Genomic DNA, 21,350 nt, shown 5'->3' on the forward strand with positions numbered 1-21,350 from the left:
CTCCGGTTTCTAGGTATCGACGACTGCGGGATGATAAGTGGGGCCAACCACGCGGTTCTTCAAGCGGCACACCTCACACCTGGGGCAGCAGGAAACGCCGCTCCCAGGCACTGATCTCGTTGAGGAAGCTCTCGTGTTCCAGCGCCTTGACCGCGAGGTAGGCGCGCACGAAGCGCTCGCCCAGCAGGCGCGGCGCGTGAGCGCTCTGGGCCATTTGTTCGTGGGCGGTGAAAAAAGTTCGCGGCAGGCCCCGGGGCAGGTCGTAGCCGTTGTCCTGCACCGGTTCGCCCGGCAGGCGGCGCGTCTGCAGGCCTTCCAGGCCGGCGGCCAGCGTGGCGGCCATGGCCAGGTAGGGGTTGGCGTCGGCGCCGGCCAGGCGGTTTTCCACCCGGCGCGCGGCCGGCGGGCTCACCGGCACGCGCAGGCCGGCGGTGCGGTTGTCGCGGCCCCATTCCACGTTGATCGGCGCCTGGCTGCCGGCGACGTAGCGGCGGTAGGAGTTGACGGTGGGCGCGTAGATCAGCGTGAGGTCGGGCGTGAACGCCTGCAGGCCGCCGATGTAGTGCAGGAAGGCCTCGCTCTCGGCGCCGTCGGGCTGGCTGAAGATGTTGCGGCCTTCGGCGTCCACCACGCTCTGATGCAGGTGCATGGAGCTGCCGGCCTCGCCGGCCAGGGGCTTGGCCATGAACACCGCGTTGAGGCCGTGCTGCAGCGCGATTTCGCGCGCCGCCGTCTTGAACAGGAAGGCCTGGTCGGCCACGGCCACGGGGTCGCCGTGCAGCAGGTTGATCTCGTACTGGCAGGGGCCGACCTCGTGCAGCCAGGTGTCGGCCCGGATGCCGAGCGCATCGATGGCGGCGTGGAACGCGTCCCAGAACGGCGCCAGTTCGTTGAGCGCGTTCAGGCTGAAGGCCGACTGCCCGACTTCGGGCCGGCCACCCCGCCCCACCGGCGGCGTCAGCGGCTGGGCCGGGTCGGTCATGGCGGCGGTCAGGTAGAACTCGATCTCCGGTGCGACCACCGGCTGGAGCCCCAGGGCCTGGTAACGCGCCACCACGTTTTTGAGCACCGAGCGCGGCGCGAACTCGCACAGGCTGCCGTCGAGCTCCACGCAGTCGTGCACCGCCAGGTAGCGCGGCACGCTGGCCCAGGGAGCGAGCTTGAGCGTGGCCAGGTCGGGCACCAGGCGCACGTCGGGATCGCTGTCGGGGAAGACCTTGTCGTAGGAGTACTCGCCCGTCACGCACTGCATGGGAATGGCCTGGCAGATGCGCAGTTCACCACCCGCAGCGAAACTGGCCGCCGGCATGAGTTTGCCGCGCGGGTAGCCGGTGACGTCGGCGAACAGGCATTCCACGTCGCGCACGCCGGTGGCGCGGAAATGGGCGGCAAGCTCGGCGCGGTCGGCGTCTTGCGCCAGGTTCAGGTGGGACCAGGAGGGCGTGGCGGGCTGGGTCATGGGGTGTCCGTTGGGGCATCGGTGCGCCTGGGGCGAAACACCCCGGCGTCGGCATAGTAAGCGGGATCGCCGTTCGCCGGCCACCAGCCCGGCACGCCCAGCACCGGCAGCGGCGTGAACGGCTTGGCCGCCAGCACCGGTGCGCTGAGGCCCTGGGCCAGCCACCCGTCCCAGGCAGCGAGGTCGTCGCCCAGCGACGCCGGTACCGGCGCGCGGAACACGTGGGCGGTGATGGACTTGTAGGGCGTCACCAGCTTTTCCAGCAAGGCATGGCCGAACAACACCAGCCGCGCCTGCGCCCAGAGCGGTCGCAGTGTGACGAACAGCCGGTGCCAGTCCCGGGCGGTCAAGGCGTCCCAGATCGGCTCGGGCGCCTGCAGCAAGGCGGCGTTTTCGTCGAACAGGGTGAGGGCGTCACGCACCGGGCCTCGCACGTCGCGCACGCCATCGGCGGCGATCTGTGCCGCCTGCAGCCGGTTCAAACATTGCTTGGTCAACGGAAAGCGCCGCCAGCACAGGCCGTTGAAGAAGTCGTGCAGGTTCTCTCGCGTGGGCACGCGGCCGGTGTCGAAGATGAACTGCTCGTAAGCGGTGCCGGCGGGCAGTTCGGCTTGCGGCACGAAGCGCACCGGGGCGGTGCCGCCCAGCGCCTGCGGCCAGGGCTCGCCCCCCGCCAGGGACGCCGCCACCGCCCGCCCCTCGTCAGCCACAGGGGCGAACCAGGGTGCGGCCCAGTCGAGCGCCAGGTCCAAGGGACTCAGGCTTGCAGGCGCCAGGGCAAGGCCTCGCCACCGCGCAGCGGCTTGAGATCGGCCTCGCCGAAGCGGAAGCTCTCGGGCGTGGTCCAGCTCTCGCGCTTCAGGGTGACGGTGCCGCTGTTGCGCGGCAGGCCGTAGAACGCCGGGCCGTGGAAGCTGGCGAAACCTTCCAGTTTGTCGAGCGCGCCCACCGAATCAAACGCCTCGGCATACATCTCGATCGCGGCGTGTGCGGTGTAGCAGCCGGCGCAGCCGGTGGCGTGCTCCTTCAGGTGGGCCGGGTGCGGCGCGCTGTCGGTGCCCAGGAAGAAGCGGTCGCTGCCGCTGGTGGCCGCGGCCACCAGGGCCTGGCGGTGGGTTTCGCGCTTGAGCACCGGCAGGCAGTAGTAATGCGGGCGGATGCCGCCGGTGAAGATGGCGTTGCGGTTGTAGAGCAGGTGGTGGGCTGTGAGGGTGGCGGCGGTGAACGCACCGGCCTCGCCCACGTACTGCGCGGCCTCCTTCGTGGTGATGTGCTCCATCACGATCTTCAGCTCGGGAAAGTCGCGCCGCAGCGGGATCAGCTGCTGGTCGATGAAGACGGCCTCGCGGTCGAACAGGTCGATGTCGGACGAGGTCACCTCGCCGTGCACCAGCAGCAGCAGGCCGGCGCGCTGCATGGCTTCGAGCGTTTTGTAGGTCTTGCGGATGTCGGTCACACCGGCATCGCTGTTGGTGGTGGCGCCCGCGGGGTACAGCTTCAAGGCGACCACGCCCGCGTCTTTGGCGCGCGCGATTTCCTCGGGCGGCAGGTTGTCGGTGAGGTAGAGCGTCATCAGCGGCTCGAAGCTCATGCCGGCGGGCACGGCGGCGCGGATGCGATCGCGGTAGGCCACCGCCTGCGCCGCGGTAGTCACCGGCGGCTTGAGGTTGGGCATGATGATGGCGCGGCCGAACTGCGCAGCGGTGTGGGGCACCACGGTGTGCAGGGCTTCGCCATCGCGCACGTGCAAGTGCCAGTCGTCGGGTCTGGTGATCGTGAGGGTATCAAGGGCGCGGGTGTTCATGCCGCTATTCTCCCATCCGCCAACACGCAGCCGGCGAGACGCGCCCGAATCCAGAGCACCCGAGGATCCGGCTTCGCCGGTCCCAGGGTGCGCCCCCCTTCAGGGGGGACGCGCAAAGCGCGGCGGGGGGTGCTTTCTAATGAGCCAGGATCTTGTTGAGGAAGTCCTTGGTGCGCGGCTGGCGGTCTTCGGGCTTGCCGAAGAAGTCGTCCTTGGAGCAGTCCTCCAGGATCTTGCCGCCCACGTCCATGAAGATCACGCGGTTGCTGACCTTGCGCGCGAAGCCCATTTCGTGCGTCACGCACATCATGGTCATGCCTTCGTGGGCCAGGCCGATCATCACGTCCAGCACCTCGCCGACCATCTCGGGGTCCAGCGCCGAGGTCGGTTCGTCGAACAGCATCACGATCGGGTCCATCGAGAGGGCGCGGGCGATCGCCACGCGCTGCTGCTGGCCACCCGAGAGCTGGCCAGGGAACTTGTCCTTGTGGGCGATCAGGCCCACCCGCTCCAGCATCTTCAGGCCGCGCTTCTTGGCTTCGTCGGCATTGCGGCCCAGCACCTTGATCTGGGCGATCGTGAGGTTCTCCGTCACCGACAGGTGCGGGAACAGCTCGAAGTGCTGGAACACCATGCCCACGCGGCTGCGCAGCTTGGGCAGGTTGGTTTTCGGGTCGTGCACCGCGACGCCGTCGACCGTGATCTCGCCCTTCTGGAAAGGCTCGAGCGCGTTGATGGTCTTGATGAGGGTCGACTTGCCCGAGCCCGACGGGCCGCACACCACGACCACTTCACCCTTCTGGATGTTGGTGGAGCAATCGGTCAGCACCTGGACGCTGCCGTACCACTTGGAGACGTTCTTGAGTTCAATCATTGCAATTCCTGGATTTCGGTGGCGTCAACGGATGATGGCAATCTTCTTGTGCAGTCGCTTGACCAGCCAGGACAGCACATAGCACATGGCGAAATAGACCACGGCAGCGGCAAGGTAGGCCTCGATCGGGCGGCCGAAGTTCTTGCCCGCGACCTCGAAGCCCTTGAGCATGTCGTAGGCGCCGATGGCGTACACGAGCGAGGTGTCCTGGAACAGGATGATGGTCTGCGTGAGCAGCACCGGCAGCATGTTGCGGAACGCCTGAGGCAGCACCACCAGCTTCATGTTCTGGCCGTAGCTCATGCCCAGCGCCTGGCCGGCGAACACCTGGCCGCGCGGGATCGACTGGATGCCCGCGCGCATGATCTCGCTGAAATAGGCCGCCTCGAAGGCGATGAACGTGACCACCGCCGATACCTCGGCGCCGATGGGGCGCCCGATGAGCAGCGGCACCAGCAGGAAGAACCACAGGATCACCATCACCAACGGAATGCTGCGCATGCCGTTGACGTAGATCGTGGCGGGCACGTCCAGCCACTTCTTGCCCGACAGGCGCATGAGCGCCAGGATGGTGCCGAAGAAGATGCCGCCCAGCGTGGCCACGACGGTCAGCATCACGCTGAAGTACAGGCCCTTCAGCACGAAGTTGCTGATGAGGTCCCAGTTGTAGAAGGAGAAGTCGAGATTGAGGTTCATGTCAGTGCCCCCCCGTCCCGCCGGCCACCACGAAGCCCGGTATGCGCGCCCGCTTCTCGATGAAGGCCATGATGCGGTTGATCGCGAAGGCCGAGATGATGTAGAGACCGGTCACGGCAAGGTACACCTCGATGCCGCGTGAAGTTTCCTCCTGCGCCTGCATCGCGAACATGGTCAGTTCCGACACCGACACCGCGAACGCCACCGAGGAGTTCTTGAAGATGTTCATGGTCTCGCTGGTCAGCGGCGGAATGATGATGCGAAACGCCATGGGCAGCAGCACATAGCGGTAGTACTGGAAGGTCGTGAAGCCCATGGCCATGCCGGCGTAGCGCTGACCACGCGGCAGGGCCTGGATGCCCGAGCGCACCTGCTCGGCGATGCGCGCCGAGGTGAAGAAGCCCAGGGCGAAGACCACCAGCACGAAACCGGGCACCTCCCTCATGGCGGGGAACATCGTGGGCACGACGTGGTACCACAGGAAAATCTGCACCAGCAGCGGGATGTTGCGAAACAGCTCCACCCAGGCATTGCCCAGGCGCACCACCATGGGTCGATCGGGCAGCGTGCGCAGCGTACCGATCACGATGCCCAGCACCAGCGCCAACAGCAGCGCCAGCAGCGACACGGACACCGTCCAGCCCCAGGCCGAGAGCATCCAGTCCAGATAGGTGATGTCGCCTCCCTTGCCAAAGCAGCTCTCCACCGGCTGCCGCTCAATGGTGTCCTCACAGAACACCTGCCAATCCCAGCTCATAGGAGCCCCTTTTCTCTCTGTTGCTTGTCCGGATCACCGCCCGCTTTTCACGGGCACCACGAAAACGCCCCTTCAAATGGGTCCACTTGAAGGGGCGTCATGCGGGGCGTGGCTTACTTCTTGGCGTAGTCTTCCATCGGCTTGTCGTTCGGGCTGGCCCAGGCCGCCTTGGTGGCGTCGGACAGGGGCAGGCCGATCTTCACGTTGGCGGGCGGGATCGGCTGCATGAACCACTTGTCGTACAGCTTGGCCAGTGAACCGTCGGCGATCTGGCGCTTGATGCTGTCGTCCACGGCCTTCTTGAAGGCCGGGTCGTCCTTGCGCAGCATGCAGGCGATCGGCTCGACCGACAGCACCTCACCGACGATCTTGTAGTCGGCGGGGTTCTTGGACTTGGAGATGTTGGCGGCCAGGATGGAGCCGTCCATCACGAAGGCATCGGCACGGCCGCTCTCCAGCGCCAGGAAGCTGTCGGCGTGGTCCTTGCCATAGACTTCCTTGAAGTCGATGCCGCCGGCGCGCTCGTTCTTGCGCAGGGTCTGCACCGAGGTGGTGCCGGTGGTGGTGGCCACGGTCTTGCCGTTGAGGTCCTTGATGCCGGTGATGCCGGAGTTGGCCTTGACCGCGATGCGCACTTCTTCCACGTAGGTGGTCACGGCGAAGGACACATCCTTCTGGCGCGTGGCGTTGTTCGTGGTCGAGCCGCATTCGATGTCAACGGTGCCGTTCTGCACCAGCGGGATGCGGTTCTGCGAGGTGACAGGCTGGTAGTTGACGTTCAGCTTGGCCAAGCCGAGCTGCTTCTGGATGTCGGCCAGAATGATTTCGCCCATTTCGGTGTGGAAGCCGACGTACTTGCCGTTGCCCAGGGTGTAGCCCAGGCCGGAAGACTCGCGCACGCCCAGGGACACGCTGCCAGACGCCTTGATCTTGGCCAGCGTGTCGCCGGCTTGTGCAAAGGCGCTGCCGACGGCCAGTGTGGTCACGGCCAACGCGAGCAGGTGCTTCTTCATAAGGGATCTCCTTGCTTGTGGAAAAAATGATGAAACCAACGATCAGTACCGGATGCTCAGCGCCGTTGTCGCGGAGGGCATCTGCATGATGCTCCCTACGCAAGCTCCGTTCCACCCGGGAATTCCCACCCTGTCAAAGGCGGAATCCGCGACTGTAGCCAGCGGCATCTGGCGCATCCAATGCTGATTGCAGACGGCCATTATGCAAAGCACTCATGTACGGGCTTTCCCCAATGGCCTTGGCCATGCATCGCCTGTATCGCCTATGAGACAGCGTGCTCAGGGATTTCCGAGCTTTTTGCGCAGGTCGTTCCAGAACTGCTCCACCGGCCCCTTGGCCTTGCGGGTGGAGGAGCGCTCCCGGTAGATGCGGATGTCCAGCGAGGTCTCCAGCGCCCCGCCGGCGGACACCAGCTTGCGAGCGCGCACCTCTTTGCGCACCGCGCTGGCCGGCAGAAAGGCGATGCCGTGGCCTTCCAGGGCCATGGCCTTCAGGCCTTCGGCCATGTCGGTTTCGTAGATGCGATCGAGGTGCACGGGCGTGCTGCTCTGCTTGAGCATCTGGTCCACGGCCCGCCCCAGGTAGGCGCCCGGCGCATAGGCCAGGTAAGGCAGAGGCTGCTGGGGCAACCCCGGCAGGACATGCTGGGGCAGGCCTTGCGCGTCCGGCCGCACATAGGGAGAAAGCAGCTCCGACCCCAGGTGAAGCATTTCATAGCGGCTCGCGTCGAGCTGGATGGGCTGGGCCGCGTGCTGGTAGGCAATCAGCAGGTCGCAACTGCCCTCGACCAGGCGCAGCACGGCGTCGTGCACGTTCAGGGCGATCAGCCGGCTCTTGATCGGGCCGCAGGTTTCACGCAGGCTCGACAGCCAGGACGGGAAAAAGGTGAAGGCCAGCGTGTGCGGCACGGCGAACTCGATCACGTCCTGCGCAGCAGCGGTGTGGGCCCGCAGCGTGGCGCGCGTGCTCTGCAGGGCCTGCAGCATCTCCAGCGCCTGGTCGTACAGCGTCTGGCCCGCCGGGGTGAGGCGCGTGGGGTACGAGGACCGGTCCACCAGATCGGTGCCCGCCCAGGCCTCCAGCGACTGGATGCGCCGGGAGAACGCGGGTTGGGTGACGTGGCGCAGCTGCGCCGAGCGGCTGAAGCTGCGGGTTTCGGCGAGGCTGACAAAGTCCTCGAGCCATTTGGTTTCCATGGAACGCGATTATGGAACGGCCGCGCCGCCGGCGGCCTGAAAGGCACGACCCGGAGAGAAACCGGAATCAGTCGCTGCCGCTTTGCTGCAGTGCCCACATGCCCGCATAGACCCCGGCCCGCGCCACCAGCTCGGCGTGGGTGCCACGCTCCACGATGTCGCCGTTGACCAGCACCAGGATTTCATGCGCGTCCACCACAGTGGAGAGCCGGTGGGCGATCACCAGCGTGGTCTTGTTGCGTGCCGCGCTCCGGAGTTCCGCCTGGATCGCGCGTTCATTGGCGGAGTCCAGCGCGGAGGTGGCCTCGTCGAAGATGACGATGGGCGGGTTCTTCAGCAGCGTGCGGGCAATGGCTACGCGCTGTTTCTCGCCACCCGAGAGCTTGAGGCCGCGTTCGCCCACCATGGTGGCGTAGCCCAGGGGAAGGTGCTGGATGAACGGGTGGATGTGGGCCGCCTGGGCCGCCCGGACCGCCGCTTCGTGCCCCGCGTCGGGGCGGCCATAGAGGATGTTGTATTCGATGGTGTCGTTGAAGAGCACCGTGTCCTGCGGCACGATGCCGATGGCCTGCCGCACGCTGGCCTGGGTGACCGCCTTGATGTCCTGCCCGTCGATGAGGATGCGCCCGCCCTCCGCGGCGTTGCTGACGTCGTAGAAGCGGTAGAGCAGGCGCGCCAGCGTGCTCTTGCCCGACCCCGACGGGCCGACCACGGCCACCGTCTTGCCGGGCGGGATGTCGAAACTGATGCCATGCAGGATCTCGCGCGCCGGCTCATAGGAAAAGCGCACGTTCTCGAACCGCACCGCCGGTGGTCCCGCCAGCTGGAGCGGCTGCGCCCCGGGCACATCGGCGATCTCGCGCTCCTTTTCCAGCAGAGCGAACATCTTTTCCAGGTCGGTCAGGCTCTGCTTGATCTCGCGGTAGAGCACCCCCAGAAAGCCCAGCGGAATGTAGAGCTGGATCATGAAGGCGTTGACCATGACCAGGTCGCCGAGCGTGAGCTGACCGCTCACCACGCCCTGGGTGGCGCGCCAGAGCATGAGCACCAGCGCCACGGCGATGACCAGCTGCTGCCCGGCGTTGAGCATGGACAGCGTGGTCTGGCTCTTGATGCGCGCGCGCCGGAGCTTCTCCAGCGCCTCGTCGTAGCGCCGGCCTTCAAAGCCCTCGTTGTTGAAGTACTTGACGGTCTCGTAGTTCAGCAGCGAATCGATGGCGCGGCTCTGGCTGGTGGATTCGAGCTCGTTCATCTTGCGCCGGAACTGGGTGCGCCACTCGGTCACGAGCACCGTGAAGGTCACGTACAGCACCAGGGCCACCAGCGTGATCCACACGTAGCCCATGTCGAACTGGGTGCCCAGCAGCGTCAGCACCATGATCACCTCGATCAGGGTGGGGAAAATGCTGTAGAGCGAGTACGAGATGAGCGACTGCACACCCCGCGTGCCGCGCTCGATGTCGCGCGTCATGCCCCCCGTCTGGCGCTCCAGGTGGAACCGCAGGCTCAAGGCGTGCAGGTGGCCAAACACCTGCAGCGAAATGCTGCGCGTGGCGCCTTCGGTGGCCTTGGCGAACACCAGTTCACGCAGCTCGGTGAAGACGCTGGTGGACAGGCGCAGCAGGCCGTAGGCGAGCAGGAGTCCCAGGGGCACCACCAGCATCGATTCGACGCTGCCGGGCCGGATGGTCATGGCGTCGACCAGCTGCTTGAGCAGCAGCGGCACGCCCACGTTGGCCATCTTGGCCGCCACCATGAAGGCCAGCGCCAGCACCACGCGCACCTTGTATTGCCAGAGGTAGGGCAGCAGGCGCTGGAGCGTGCGCCAGTCCGAGCGTGGGGCGGGCTGGACGCCCGGTGCAGCCGGGTTGGCGGGCAGGGCGATCGAGGTGCGGGAGGAGGTGTCGGAGCGCATGCGGGAGAATGGGGGGCCGTTATCCAGAGATTGTGCCCATGTCCAGCCCCTCCAGCGCCCCCTCCGAAACCATCCTGCCCACCGACCGGGAACTGGTGCTCAAGGTCGTTCCCATGCCCGCCGACTGCAACGCCAATGGCGACATCTTCGGCGGCTGGGTCATGGCGCAGGTCGACCTGGCCGGGGCGGTGCTGCCAGCGCGCTACGTGCGCGGGCGCATGGCCACGGTGGCGGTGAACCAGTTCATCTTCAAGCAGCCGGTGCGCGTGGGCGATCTGCTGAGCTTCTTCGCCCATGTCACGCGCCTGGGCCGCACCTCGATCACGGTGCAGGTGGAGGTGTTCGCCGAACGCATGTCGGCCCAGGGCCAGTACGTGAAGGTGACCGAAGCCAGCCTCACTTACGTCGCGATCGACCTGGAAGGCCGGCCCCGCCCCATCCCGCGCGACGGCCTCGTGCTGCCCGAGCACCTGGGCTGAGCCCGCTTCAGGACGAAATCCAGCGCGACCACCAGGTGCGGTAGATGCGCGCGGCCAGCGCCTGGCTGCCCGCCAGGTGCCGTTGCGTGGCGGCGTGCATGCCGGCCGGGTCCTGCACGCTGGTGCGGTGCAGCAGCACGTTCACGGCGTAGGCCTCGCCCGGGCTTTCCAGCCAGTCCTGGATCTTGGCCGGCGCGATCTCGATGTGGAACTGCATGGCCAGGTGCGGGCCCCACGCAAAGGCCTGGTGCGCGCAGGCGGCCGACGACGCCAGCGGCTGCGCGCCGGGCGGCAGCACCACGAAGCTGTCCTGGTGCCACTGGTACACGGTGGGCGTGCGCTCCTCGCCGAACCATTCGCGCGCGCCCGGGCTGTCGTTGTGTTCGATCGGCCACCAGCCGATCTCGGGCTGGGACAACCGCTCCACCCGGCCGCCGAACGCCCGCGCCATCAGTTGCCCGCCCAGACAATGCCCGATCACGGGAACGCCCAGCGCATCGGCCTCGCGGATCAGCGTTTCGGCCTGGCGCAGCGTGGGGCGCGCGTCGTTCGCACTCCACGCACCGCCCAGCACGGCCAGACCGCGGTAACCGCGCACGGACGCCGGATAGAGATCCCCGGCCTCGGCGCAGCGCAGATGCCAGGCAATGCCCTGGGCATCGAGCCACTCGCCCAGGAAACCCGGGCCGTCCTCGAACAGGTGTTGAAGAACCAGGACGTCGGCGGTGGGCGCAGCGGAGGCGGGCATGGCTCAGCGCTGCGCCCAGATCACGGGCGCCACGGCCACCTCGCGGTCCATGCCGAGCAGCTCGCGGTCGAACAGCGCGCCCAGGCGGTCGTCCGCCGAGCTGCCGAAATCGCCGTGCGCGCCACCGTCTATGGTGACCAGGTAGCTTTTCGTGCCGGCCTTGTGCAGCGCATCGTCGAGGCGCGCGGCCTGGCTGAAGGGCACGACGCGGTCCAGCGTACCGTGCACCGTGAGCACCGGCGGCGTGGCGGCGCTGGCGTGCGTCACGGGTGAAGCTTCGCGCGCCAGCGCCAGCTTGTCGCGGATCGCACCGCCGAGCAGGCGGCCTTCGGGCGTGTCCGCGCCGCGCCCCAGCACGGACAGGTCGGTCGGGCCGAAGAAGTTGGCGACGGCCCTCACCTGACTCGTGTGCTGGCGGTGCTCTCCCAGCGTGCCCTCCAGGCGCGGCACGTTGCCGGTGGTGCCAAGCATGAGCGCCAGGTGCGCGCCGGCCCCGCGTCCCCACACACCGATGCGCGCGGCGTCCAGCCCCAGGCGATCGGCGTTGCCGCGCACCCAGCGCACGGCGGCTTTCACGTCGTGCAGGGGCGCCGGCCACGGCGCCTCGCCACTGAGCCGGTACCCCACCGACACGCCGGCGTAGTAGCCGCCACGCACGAAGTCCATGAGGCGGGCCGCCCCGTCGGCCTTGTCGCCGTGCATCCAGCCCCCGCCGTGCACATACATGATGACGGGCAGCGGGCCTCGGTGCCGCTCCCGGGGCAGGTACAGGTCCAGCCGCTGGCGCGGGTTGGTGGTCAGGGCATAGGGCTGGTCCAGGGTCACGTGCACCGGCTCCCGCTCCAGCTCCTGGATCGACATCGCGCCGCTCGGGCCCAGGTCGAACTCGTCGCGGGGAGACTGGGCGCGCACGATGGCCGGCGCCATGCACAACACGGGGGACTGGAGCAACAGACGGCGCAGCATGTCGGTTCTGTGAGAGAGCGGAAGGTCGGCCAAGCGTAGTCGGCCGGGCCGCTTCCGGCAAGGGCGGGACTCAGAACTTGCCGTGCCGCCCCTGCCCGGCCGCGAAGCGCTGCGCGCCGGCCAAGGCGTCGGGGATGCGCTCGCGCCCGCGCTGCCATTCCTGCAGCAGCGCCTCGCCCAGGGGCAGATCCCATTGGCGCAGGGCGCTCTCGCGATCGGCGCGCATCGTGGCTTGCGGGAACGCCGCGAGCTGCCGCGCCAGTTCCAGGGCCGCCTCGCGCGCCTGCCTGGGCGGCACCACCCGGTTGGCCAGGCCCATGCGCAGGGCTTCGGCGGCTTCGACCTTGCGGCCGGTGAGGATCAGGTCCATCGCATGGCCCATGCCGATCAGGCGCGGCAGGCGCACCGTGCCGCCGTCGATCAACGGCACGCCGAAGCGCCGGCAGTAGACACCGAAGTAGGCGTCATCTTCCATCACGCGCAGGTCGCACCAGAGCGCGAGTTCCATGCCACCGGCCACGGCCGCGCCGCTCACAGCGGCGATCACCGGCTTGGCGAGCTGCAGCCGCGACGGGCCCATCGGGCCCAGCGCGCGCGAATCGTCGGCGGCAAAGTCGAGATCCAGCCCCCCGGTCTCGCCCGTGGCGGCGAGCCGCGCGCCGTACTGCAGGTCCCAGCCGGCGCAGAAGTGGCCGTGCGCGCCGTGGAACACCGCCACGCGGGCTTCGGCGTCGTCCTCGAACGCGATAAAGGCGGCGTGCAGTGCCTGGGCGGTGGGGCTGTCCACCGCGTTGCGCACCTCGGGCCGGTCCAGCGTGACCACCCACACCTCGCCCAGCTTCTCCGTCACCACCGCGCTCATGGCCACACCCCCACGCGCGGCGCGTTCAGGGCCGCATCCAGTTCGTCCTGGGTCACGTCGATCTCCATTCTCAGCAGCGCGCCGGCCATGGCCTTGCCCAGGTTGTCCAGCCGCAGGTTGCGCGCGCCGCCGCCCTGCAGCGCACCGCGCAGCACGAACTTGAGCGCAAGGATGTTGGGCAGCAGCCAGGCGTCTACTTCTCCTGGCAGCCAGGGCGCGAAATGGGCTTGCACCCGCTCAGCCGTCACCTCCCGCGCCAGCAGCCGGTAACCGGCCTCGTTCCAGGCGAACAGGCCGAAGTCCACCCAGTCGGCCTTGTCGCCACTGCGCGCGTGGGCGATGCGCACCAAAGGAATCCGGACCGTGCTCATGCGCCATCCCCCAACAGCTGCGTCTGCACGCCCGCTTCCACCACGGCGCGGGGGATCAGCGTGGGCCAGATACCTAGCAGCTCGCTGGTGTTGTGGAGGCCGGTGAAGCCGCAGGTGTAGGCCGGGCCGCTCAGGCCCATCCACGGGAACAGGCGACCGAAGCCGTCGGCGGCGGCCTTGTCGGGCGTGCGCAGCACCAGGCGCGTCCAGATCTCGTTGGCCTGGTTGAGCGCGTCGGGCTTGGGCAGGGGCGCGAGCGCGCCGTGCGCCGAGTTCAGGCCGGGGTACTCCACGTACAACTCGTCGTGCGGGATGCGCTTGTCCTGGAGCAGCGTGCGGATGGTGGCCTGGGAGGCCTGCGCTTTGTCCCAGGCGTCGGGCCAGGAGAAGCCCCAGGTGACCTCGGCCTTGTAACCGTCGCGGAAACCCGCCACCACCTTGAGCGTGTCGGTGGGTGCGGTGCCGCGCGCACCGGTCAGCCGCACGCGGTCCTCGCCTTCGTCCTGCAGCCGGATGCCGCCCATGTCGAGCACCACATCGGGCGAAAAGTAGGCATGCGGGTTGTGCACTTCGTACAGCAGCTGCTGGCGCACGGTGTCGAAGTTGACCCGCCCGCCGGTGCCGGGCGCCTTGGTTATGAGGGCACGGCCATCCTCCCACACCTCGGCGATCGGGTAGCCGATGTGGGCGAGATCGGGAATGGCCTGCCACGCGCCCTGGCTGCCGAAGTTGCCGCCGCTGCCCTGCCCCGAGCATTCGAGCAGGTGGCCCACGGTGAGGCCCTGCGCGAGGCGGTCGAGGTCGCGGGCCTCGGTCGCGCCGCCAAGCGTCCAGCCCAGGCCATGCACCAGGGGGCCGAGGAACAGCGCGGCATCGGCCACGCGCCCGGTGATCACGATGTCGGCGCCCGCATCGAGCGCGGCCACGATGGGCCGGGCGCCCAGGTAGGCGTTGCCGAACACCAGGCGCTCGCGCACCTCGGCCAGGGGCGCACCGGTGAAGAGGTGGGCATAGGCATCGGCGGGCGCGGCACCGTCGAGCAGGCGCGGCAGCACGTCGTCGCCGCTCACCACGGCCACGCGGGCCTGCCAGCCCCGGGTCTTGAAGGCGGCCAGCACCGCCTGCGCGGCGCCTTGCGGGTTCAGGCCGCCCGCATTGCACACGAAGCGCACACCACGCTCGCGCATCAGCGGCCACAGCTTCATCAACATCGGCACCACGTCGCGCGCATACCCCAGCGAAGGGTCGCGCTGCCGGTCTTTCTGCAGGATGGCCAGCGTGAGCTCGGCCAGGTGGTCGCTGGCGATGAATTGCACGCCACCGCGCTCGATGCTCGCGGCCACGGGCTCCCAGTTGTCGCCGTAGAACCCGAGGCCGGCGCCGATTCGAATGGACTTCATGATGGTTTTGATCTTCATGGCACCTGAGCGACTCAGGATGGGGGACAACCCCTAGCGCCAGTCTCATGCAAGACAGCTATAAATTGCGCTCACCTGCTGGGCAGACTGCCACAAAGATCGCAGCGCCACCGCGTCGACAGAACCATACAGGAGACATCGCGTGCAATTGCTGCAACTGCTCATCAGCGGTGTGGCCCAGGGCTGCATCTACGGGCTGATCGCGCTGGGTTTCGTGCTGATCTACAAGGCCACCGAAACGGTGAGCTTTGCCCAGGGCGATCTGATGATGGTGGGCGCTTTCGGCGGTCTGGCGGCGATGACCATGCTGGGTTTCCCATTCTGGCTGGCCGTGCCCGCCGCGATCGTGGGCATGGGCCTGTTTGGCGCGGTGCTCGAACGCGTCGTGATCCGCCCCATTCTGGGGCAGCCGGCCTTCTCCATCGTGATGCTCACCATCGGCGTGGGTTACACCTTGCGCGGGCTCATCACCATGCTGCCCAACATAGGCACCGACACGCACACCCTGCCGGTGCCCTACGCCGACCAGGTGTTGCGCCTGGGTCAACTGGTGGTGTCGGCCGAACAGATCGTGGTGATCGGCTCGACCGCCGTGCTGTGTGCCGGGCTGTTCGCCATGTTCCGCTACAGCAAGCTGGGCATCGCCATGCAGGCCTCGTCGCAGAACCAGCTCGCGGCCTACTACATGGGCATTCCGGTCAAGCGGCTCAACGGCCTGGTGTGGGGGCTGGCGGCGGCCGTGGCGGCGGTGGCCGGCCTGCTGCTCGCGCCCATCACCTTCGTGCACGCCAACATGGGCTTCATCGGCCTCAAGGCCTTCCCCGCCGCCGTGGTGGGGGGGTTCGGCAGCTTGCCCGGCGCCATCGTGGGCGGGCTGATCATCGGCATCGTCGAGGCGTTCTCGGGCTTCTACCTGCCCGAAGGCTTCAAGGACGTGGCCCCTTACATCGTGGTGCTGCTCATGCTGGTGCTCAAGCCCAACGGCCTCTTCGGCGAGAAGCTGCGCAAGAAAGTCTGAGGCACCCCGAACATGCGATTCCTTTTCAAGACCGACTACAACCAGGACATCCGGCTCGCCAAGCACGGCGGCCACACCTTCTGGTACAGCCTGCTGGGCCTGTTCCTGGTGGTGGCGCCCTGGGCTCTCCCGGAGTACTGGCTCGCGCAACTCACCTTCGTGCTGATCTACGCGGTCGTCGGCCTGGGGCTGATGCTGCTGGCCGGCTTCACCGGGCTGTTCTCGCTCGGGCACGCGGCCTTCCTCGGCGTGGGCGCCTACACGCAGGCCATCATGGTGAACGCGGGCATTCCCTTCCCGCTGGCGCTGGCCTGCGCGGGCCTGCTCTCGGCGGCCGTGGGCATGGTGGTGGGCCTGCCCGCCTTGCGCGTCAAAGGCATCTACCTCGGCATGGCGACGCTGGCCTTCGGCTTCATCGTCGAGGAGGTGATCGCGCGCTGGGAACACGTGACCGGCGGCAATGCCGGCCTGATGGTGCAGTACCCCACCCTCTTCGGCTGGGCGCTGGACTCCACCGACGAGTTCTACTTCCTGTGCCTGGTGGTCACCGTGCTGGCCACGCTGGGCATCGTCAACCTCATGCGCTCGTCCACCGGCCGCGCCTTCGTGGCCATCCGGGACTCGGAGATCTCGGCGCAAAGCATGGGCATCCAGCTGGCGCGCTACAAGACGCTGAGCTTCGCGCTCTCGGCCGCGCTCGCGGGCATCGGCGGCGCGCTGTACGCCCACAAGATCCAGTTCCTCTCGCCCGAGCAGTTCAGCATCATCCAGTCGATCGACCTGCTGCTCATGGTGGTGATCGGCGGTCTGGGCTCGATCCACGGCGCCTTCCTGGGGGCGATCTTCCTGATCGTCATGCCGCAGCTGATCTCGCTCGGCAAGGACTTCCTGCCCGAGGCCATCGGCCAGGCCGCCGGCCTGCAGGGTGCGGTGTACGGCATCGTGCTGATCGCCTTCGTGCTGTTCGAGCCCATGGGCCTCTACGGCCGCTGGCTCAAGGTGCGCACCTGGTTCCAGCTTTTCCCGTTCTATCGCAAGGGCCTGTTCAAGCGGCAGAAAACGTTCCAGAAATCGGATCGCCTGAAATGAACCAAGACGTCCTTCTTTCGGCCCGGAACCTGAGCGTGCGCTTCGGCGGCGTGCTGGCGGTCAACAACGTGAGCTTCGACGTCAAACGCGGCGAGGTCTTCACGCTGATCGGCCCCAACGGGGCGGGCAAGACCACGGTGTTCAACCTGATCAGCCGCATCTACACGCCCACCACCGGCACCATCGACTACGCCGGTCCGGACGGCATGCTTCGCCTGACCGACCAGGCACCGCACCAGATCGCCAAGCTGGGCATTGCGCGCACCTTCCAGAACATCGAGCTGTTCGAGCACGCCACGGTGCTGCAGAACCTGCTGATCGGCCGCCACACGCACCGCCAGACCGGTCTGTGGAGCGAGATCTTCTTCACCCGCAAGACGCGCGCAGCCGAAATCGAGGCGCGCGAGAAGGTGGAGCGCGTGATCGACCTGCTCGACCTGCAGCACCACCGCGAATCCATGGTCGCCGGCCTGCCCTACGGCGTGCGCAAGGTGGTCGAGCTCGCTCGCGCGCTCTGCACCGAACCCAAACTGCTGCTGCTGGACGAACCGTCGTCCGGCCTGAACGTGGAGGAGACCGAGGACATGGCGTTCTGGATCACCGACATCAAGGAAGAGCTCGGCATCACGGTGCTGATGGTCGAGCACGACATGAGCCTGGTCTCCAAGGTGTCGGACCGTGTGCTGGCCATGAGCATGGGCACCGAGCTGGCCTCGGGCACGCCGGCCCAGGTACAAAGCGACCCCGGCGTGATCGAGGCCTACCTGGGTTCGATGGACGACGTCTCCAGCCTGCGCCGCGAAAACCACAAGGTGAGCGCATGAGCGTTGCAACGTCTGACGCCCCCGTGCTCAAGCTGCTCAACGTCGAGAGCGCCTACGGCCCGATCAAGGCGATCCGGGGCGTGAGCCTGCAGGTGCGCCGCAGTGAGATCGCCACCGTGCTCGGCTCCAACGGCGCGGGCAAGACCACCATCCTCAAGACCATCAGCGGCATCATCGACCCGCGCAAGGGATCGATCGAATTCAAGGGTGAGAACATCACCGCGCTGGACCCGGCACTCATCGTCCAGCAGGGACTGTCTCACGTGCCGGAGGGGCGCGAGGTGTTCCCGCTGCTCTCGGTGCGCGACAACCTGCTGATGGGCGCCTACACCCGCAAAGACCGCGACGGCGTGGCGCGCGACATGGAGGTGGTGTTCAACTACTTCCCCATCCTGCGCGAGCGCGCGCTTCAGGACGCCGGCCTGCTCTCCGGCGGCCAGCAGCAGATGCTCGCCATCAGCCGGGCGCTGATGGCCAACCCCGACCTCATCCTGCTCGACGAACCCAGCCTCGGCCTCTCGCCCAAGCTCACCAAGGAGATCTTCGAGATCGTGGTGCGCATCAACCGCGAGCGCGGCACCACCATCCTGCTGGTCGAGCAGAACGCCAACATGGCGCTCAACGCATCCGACTACGGCTATGTGCTGGAGAACGGCCGCATCGTGATGGAAGACACCTGCGCCCACCTGCGCGAGAAGGACGACATCAAGGAGTTCTACCTCGGCATGAAGGAAACCGGCGCACGCGGCGAGCGGCGCTGGAAAAAGAAAAAGAATTGGAGATAGCGCATGACTTACCTCTGGGACGTCTCTCACATCCAGCCGCGCACCGACGTGGTCTTGCCCGGCGAGACCATTCCCGCGCTGTTCTGGAACGGCGTGAAGGAACGCGGCCCGGCGATCTGGATGCGGCAGAAGGACTTCGGCATCTGGCGCAGCTGGACCTGGGACCAGACCGGCACCGCCGTGCGCGAGATCGCCCACGGCCTCATGGCGCTGGGCTTCGAGGCGCGCGAGACCGCGTCCATCCTCTCCAACACCACGGTCGAATGGGTGCTGTGCGACCTGGCCGTGCTCAGTGCGGGCGGCGTGGCCAACGGCATTTACCCCACCGACGCGGCCGAACAGGTGCAATACCTCTGCGACGACTCGGCCACCACCGTGCTGTTCGTGGAAGACGATGAGCAGCTCGACAAGGCGCTGGAGGTGCGCGCGCACCTGCCGCGCCTGAAGAAGATCGTCGTCGTCGACATGGAAGGCCTGCGCGACCTCCACGACCCGCAGGTGATCAGCCTGGCCGCACTGCGCGAGATGGGCCGCGCGCACCTGGCGCAGCACCCAGGCCTGGTGGAAGTGCGCGTGGCCGCCGTGAAGCCCGAAGACCTGGCCATCCTGGTCTACACCTCGGGCACCACCGGCCGGCCCAAGGGCGCCATGCACAGCCACCAGGGCCTGGTCTACACCGTGCGCGGCTACAACACCCTGATCGCGCGCGACGAAAACGACGAGTGCATGTGCTTCCTGCCGCTGTGCCACATCGCCGAGCGCATGGGCGGCGAATATTTTTCGCTCTACACCGGCGCCAAACTCAACTTCGTGGAGAACCCGGAGACCGTGCCGGAGAACGTGCGCGAGATCGCGCCCACGGTGTTCACCGCGGTACCGCGCGTGTGGGAGAAGTTCTATTCGGGCGTGATGATCGCGCTCAAGGAAGCCAGCCAGCTGCAGCAGGCGGCCTACGCCTGGGCCATCGGCGTGGGGCAGAAGGTGGCCGATCGGGTGATGGCGGGCCAGCCCGTGCCGGGCGGTCTTCGGCTGCAGTTCCGGCTGGCGCGCCTGCTGGTGCTGGACAACGTGCGCAAGCTCATCGGCATCCACCGCGCGCGCTTCCTGGTCACCGGCGCGGCGCCCATCTCGCCCGACCTGGTGCGCTGGTACCTGGCCCTGGGGGTGCCCATGCTCGAAGTCTGGGGCATGACGGAGACCTGCGGCGCGTCCACCGGCATCCCCGCCGCTCGCATCAAGCCCGGCAGCATCGGGCCGGCCGCCACCTACAACGAGGTTCGGCTGGACCCGCAGACCGGCGAGATCCTGGTGCGCGGGCCCAACGTCTTCATGGGCTACCTGAACCTGCCCGAGAAAACCGCCGAGACCATCGACACCGACGGCTGGCTGCACACGGGCGATGTGGGGCAGGTCGATGAGGAAGGGTTTTTCCGCATCACCGACCGCATGAAAGACATCATCATCACCGCAGGCGGCAAGAACATCACCCCCAGCGAGCTGGAAAACGAGCTGAAGTTCTCGCCGTATGTGACCGATGCCGTGGTGATCGGTGACAAGCGCCCCTACCTCACCGTCATCATCATGATCGACCAGGAGAACGTGGAGAAATATGCGCAGGACAACGACGTGCCGTTTTCCAACTACGCCAGCCTCACCCGATCGCCCGAGGTCCAGTCGCTCATCCAGGCCGAGATCGACCGCGTGAACAAGAAGTTCGCCCGCGTCGAACAGATCAAGAAGTTCTTCCTGCTCGACACCCAGCTCAGCGCCGAAGACGAAGAACTCACCCCCACCATGAAGCTCAAGCGCAAGCTGGTGCAGCAGAAATACGCCGATCAGATCGAGGCCATGTACCACTGAGACCACTGAGCCGGCCTCAGCCCTTCAACCCCCAGGAGACCCACCCGTGACGACCTTCCGATGCACCCTGATCGCCCTCGCCCTGAGCCTGACGGGCGCGGCCGCCTTCGCCCAGACGCAGGGGGTGAGCAAGGACGAGATCGTCCTCGGTTCGATCCAGGACCTCTCCGGTCCGCTGGCGGGTTTCGGCAAATCCGTGCGGCAAGGCATGGTGCTTCGCGTGGACGAGATCAACGAACAAGGCGGCATCAACGGCCGCAAGATCCGGCTGCTCGTCGAGGACAGCAAGTACGACCCGCGCAACGCGGTGCTGGCCGCCCAGAAGCTCGTCAACCAGGACAAGATCTTCGCCATGATCGCCCACCTGGGCACGGCGCAGAACATGGCGGCGATGCCGGTGCAGTTCCAGAAGAACGTGGTGAACTTCCTGCCGGTGACGGCGGCGCGCGAGATGTACGAGCCCTTCCACAAGCTCAAGTTCGCCAACATCGGCCCCTATTACGAGCAGATGCGCACCTTCCTGCCGCGCATGGTGCAGGAGAAAAAGCCCAAGGCGGTCTGCGCGATCTACCAGGACGACGAGTTCGGCCTGGAGGTGCTGCGCGGTGCGGAGGAAGGCCTCAAGGCCGTCAACATGCAGATGGTCGAGAAGACCTCGTTCAAGCGCGGCGCCACCGATTTCTCGTCGCAAGTGGCGCGCATGAAGGCCGCCAACTGCGACTTCGTCGTGCTGGGCACCATCATCCGCGAGACCATCGGCACCATCGGCACCGCGCGCAAGATCGACTTCAACCCCACCTTCTTCGGCTCGCAGGCGGCCTACACCGACCTGATCCACAAGCTCGGCGGCCCGGCCATGAACGGCCTGTACGCCACCATGACCACCCAGCACCCCTACCTGGACGAAGCCTCGCAGCCGATCCGTTTCTGGGCCAACAAGTTCAAGACCAAGTTCAACGAAGACCCCAACGTCTTCTCGGTCTACGGCTACAACGCCATCGACATCTTCGCCCGCGCCGCCGGCCGGACCGGCGCCAACCTCACCACCGACGGCTTCGTCAAGACCATGGACAGCCTCACCGTGCCGACCGACATCTTCGGTTCGCCGGAACTCCGCTTCAGCCCGCAGCGGCGCTACGGCAGCATGGCCATGCGCCTGTCGCAGATCCAGGACGGCCGTTGGAAAGTGACCTCGGACTACGTGAACCAGTGATC

General features: G+C 67.1%; 21 protein-coding genes. 7 read left to right on the forward strand and 14 right to left on the reverse strand.

Going from position 1 to position 21,350, the window contains the following annotated elements:
- Window positions 1-73: 73 nt before the first annotated feature.
- From AC07ZS_RS16420 to AC07ZS_RS16460, 9 genes are all read right to left on the reverse strand, one after another.
- The gene (locus AC07ZS_RS16420; RefSeq protein ID WP_494799595.1) at window positions 74-1,459 is read right to left on the reverse strand and encodes a glutamine synthetase family protein; all 1,386 of its coding nucleotides are present in this window, start codon (window positions 1,457-1,459) and stop codon (window positions 74-76) included.
- Window positions 1,456-2,211 carry a DUF3025 domain-containing protein gene (locus AC07ZS_RS16425; protein WP_494799596.1) on the reverse strand — a complete coding sequence of 252 codons (756 nt, stop codon included), beginning with the start codon at window positions 2,209-2,211 and terminating at the stop codon, window positions 1,456-1,458. Before AC07ZS_RS16425 ends, AC07ZS_RS16420 begins: the two co-directional genes overlap by 4 nt.
- Before the next feature lie 5 nt (window positions 2,212-2,216).
- Complete coding sequence (gene pyrC, locus AC07ZS_RS16430; RefSeq protein WP_494799597.1) at window positions 2,217-3,263, reverse strand: dihydroorotase; 1,047 nt, start codon at window positions 3,261-3,263, stop codon at window positions 2,217-2,219.
- 136 nt (window positions 3,264-3,399) lie between these two features.
- Window positions 3,400-4,137, reverse strand: a complete 738-nt coding sequence (locus tag AC07ZS_RS16435; RefSeq protein ID WP_494799598.1) for an amino acid ABC transporter ATP-binding protein — start codon at window positions 4,135-4,137, stop codon at window positions 3,400-3,402.
- Window positions 4,138-4,161: 24 nt separating this feature from the next.
- Complete coding sequence (locus tag AC07ZS_RS16440; RefSeq protein WP_494799599.1) at window positions 4,162-4,833, reverse strand: amino acid ABC transporter permease; 672 nt, start codon at window positions 4,831-4,833, stop codon at window positions 4,162-4,164.
- Between the two features lies 1 nt (window position 4,834).
- Window positions 4,835-5,590: an amino acid ABC transporter permease gene (locus AC07ZS_RS16445; RefSeq protein WP_494799600.1), complete on the reverse strand. Its 756-nt coding sequence runs from the start codon at window positions 5,588-5,590 to the stop codon at window positions 4,835-4,837.
- A gap of 113 nt (window positions 5,591-5,703) precedes the next feature.
- Window positions 5,704-6,603 (reverse strand): transporter substrate-binding domain-containing protein, encoded by a 900-nt coding sequence (locus AC07ZS_RS16450; RefSeq protein ID WP_494799601.1) that lies wholly within the window; start codon window positions 6,601-6,603, stop codon window positions 5,704-5,706.
- A gap of 279 nt (window positions 6,604-6,882) precedes the next feature.
- Window positions 6,883-7,800 (reverse strand): LysR substrate-binding domain-containing protein, encoded by a 918-nt coding sequence (locus AC07ZS_RS16455; RefSeq protein ID WP_494799602.1) that lies wholly within the window; start codon window positions 7,798-7,800, stop codon window positions 6,883-6,885.
- A gap of 67 nt (window positions 7,801-7,867) precedes the next feature.
- Window positions 7,868-9,715 carry an ABCB family ABC transporter ATP-binding protein/permease gene (locus tag AC07ZS_RS16460; RefSeq protein ID WP_494799603.1) on the reverse strand — a complete coding sequence of 616 codons (1,848 nt, stop codon included), beginning with the start codon at window positions 9,713-9,715 and terminating at the stop codon, window positions 7,868-7,870.
- A 38-nt stretch (window positions 9,716-9,753) separates the two neighbouring features.
- On the opposite strand from AC07ZS_RS16460, the gene AC07ZS_RS16465 reads away from it, so the two are divergent.
- Window positions 9,754-10,194: an acyl-CoA thioesterase gene (locus tag AC07ZS_RS16465; RefSeq protein ID WP_494799604.1), complete on the forward strand. Its 441-nt coding sequence runs from the start codon at window positions 9,754-9,756 to the stop codon at window positions 10,192-10,194.
- A gap of 7 nt (window positions 10,195-10,201) precedes the next feature.
- On the opposite strand, the gene AC07ZS_RS16470 is transcribed toward AC07ZS_RS16465, so the two are convergent.
- From AC07ZS_RS16470 to AC07ZS_RS16490, 5 genes are all read right to left on the reverse strand, one after another.
- Window positions 10,202-10,942, reverse strand: coding sequence for a type 1 glutamine amidotransferase (locus AC07ZS_RS16470; protein ID WP_494799605.1), 741 nt, complete (start codon window positions 10,940-10,942; stop codon window positions 10,202-10,204).
- Between the two features lie 3 nt (window positions 10,943-10,945).
- Complete coding sequence (locus AC07ZS_RS16475) at window positions 10,946-11,908, reverse strand: alpha/beta hydrolase fold domain-containing protein (RefSeq protein WP_494799606.1); 963 nt, start codon at window positions 11,906-11,908, stop codon at window positions 10,946-10,948.
- A 70-nt stretch (window positions 11,909-11,978) separates the two neighbouring features.
- Window positions 11,979-12,770, reverse strand: coding sequence for a crotonase/enoyl-CoA hydratase family protein (locus AC07ZS_RS16480; RefSeq protein ID WP_494799607.1), 792 nt, complete (start codon window positions 12,768-12,770; stop codon window positions 11,979-11,981).
- Window positions 12,767-13,141 (reverse strand): AtuA-related protein, encoded by a 375-nt coding sequence (locus AC07ZS_RS16485; RefSeq protein ID WP_494799608.1) that lies wholly within the window; start codon window positions 13,139-13,141, stop codon window positions 12,767-12,769. Before AC07ZS_RS16485 ends, AC07ZS_RS16480 begins: the two co-directional genes overlap by 4 nt.
- Window positions 13,138-14,541 (reverse strand): acyclic terpene utilization AtuA family protein, encoded by a 1,404-nt coding sequence (locus AC07ZS_RS16490; RefSeq protein WP_494799609.1) that lies wholly within the window; start codon window positions 14,539-14,541, stop codon window positions 13,138-13,140. The genes AC07ZS_RS16485 and AC07ZS_RS16490 overlap by 4 nt, the downstream gene beginning before the upstream one ends.
- A 160-nt stretch (window positions 14,542-14,701) precedes the next feature.
- Here AC07ZS_RS16490 and AC07ZS_RS16495 point away from each other — a divergent pair, with 160 nt between their 5' ends.
- Genes AC07ZS_RS16495 through AC07ZS_RS16520 form a run of 6 tightly spaced genes read left to right on the forward strand, consistent with a single transcriptional unit; the run spans window position 14,702 to window position 21,348 of the window.
- On the forward strand, window positions 14,702-15,577 hold the full coding sequence (locus AC07ZS_RS16495) for a branched-chain amino acid ABC transporter permease (protein WP_494799610.1): 876 nt from the start codon (window positions 14,702-14,704) through the stop codon (window positions 15,575-15,577).
- Window positions 15,578-15,589: 12 nt separating this feature from the next.
- Complete coding sequence (locus tag AC07ZS_RS16500) at window positions 15,590-16,666, forward strand: branched-chain amino acid ABC transporter permease (protein ID WP_494799611.1); 1,077 nt, start codon at window positions 15,590-15,592, stop codon at window positions 16,664-16,666.
- Complete coding sequence (locus AC07ZS_RS16505) at window positions 16,663-17,490, forward strand: ABC transporter ATP-binding protein (RefSeq protein ID WP_494799612.1); 828 nt, start codon at window positions 16,663-16,665, stop codon at window positions 17,488-17,490. The genes AC07ZS_RS16500 and AC07ZS_RS16505 overlap by 4 nt, the downstream gene beginning before the upstream one ends.
- Window positions 17,487-18,275: an ABC transporter ATP-binding protein gene (locus AC07ZS_RS16510; protein ID WP_494799613.1), complete on the forward strand. Its 789-nt coding sequence runs from the start codon at window positions 17,487-17,489 to the stop codon at window positions 18,273-18,275. Before AC07ZS_RS16505 ends, AC07ZS_RS16510 begins: the two co-directional genes overlap by 4 nt.
- Before the next feature lie 3 nt (window positions 18,276-18,278).
- Entirely contained in the window at window positions 18,279-20,135 is a 1,857-nt protein-coding gene (locus tag AC07ZS_RS16515) for an AMP-dependent synthetase/ligase (RefSeq protein WP_494799614.1), read from the forward strand.
- Between the two features lie 46 nt (window positions 20,136-20,181).
- On the forward strand, window positions 20,182-21,348 hold the full coding sequence (locus AC07ZS_RS16520; RefSeq protein WP_494799615.1) for an ABC transporter substrate-binding protein: 1,167 nt from the start codon (window positions 20,182-20,184) through the stop codon (window positions 21,346-21,348).
- Window positions 21,349-21,350: the final 2 nt, after the last annotated feature.

Source organism: Hydrogenophaga sp. GW456-12-10-14-TSB4 (assembly GCF_059424305.1).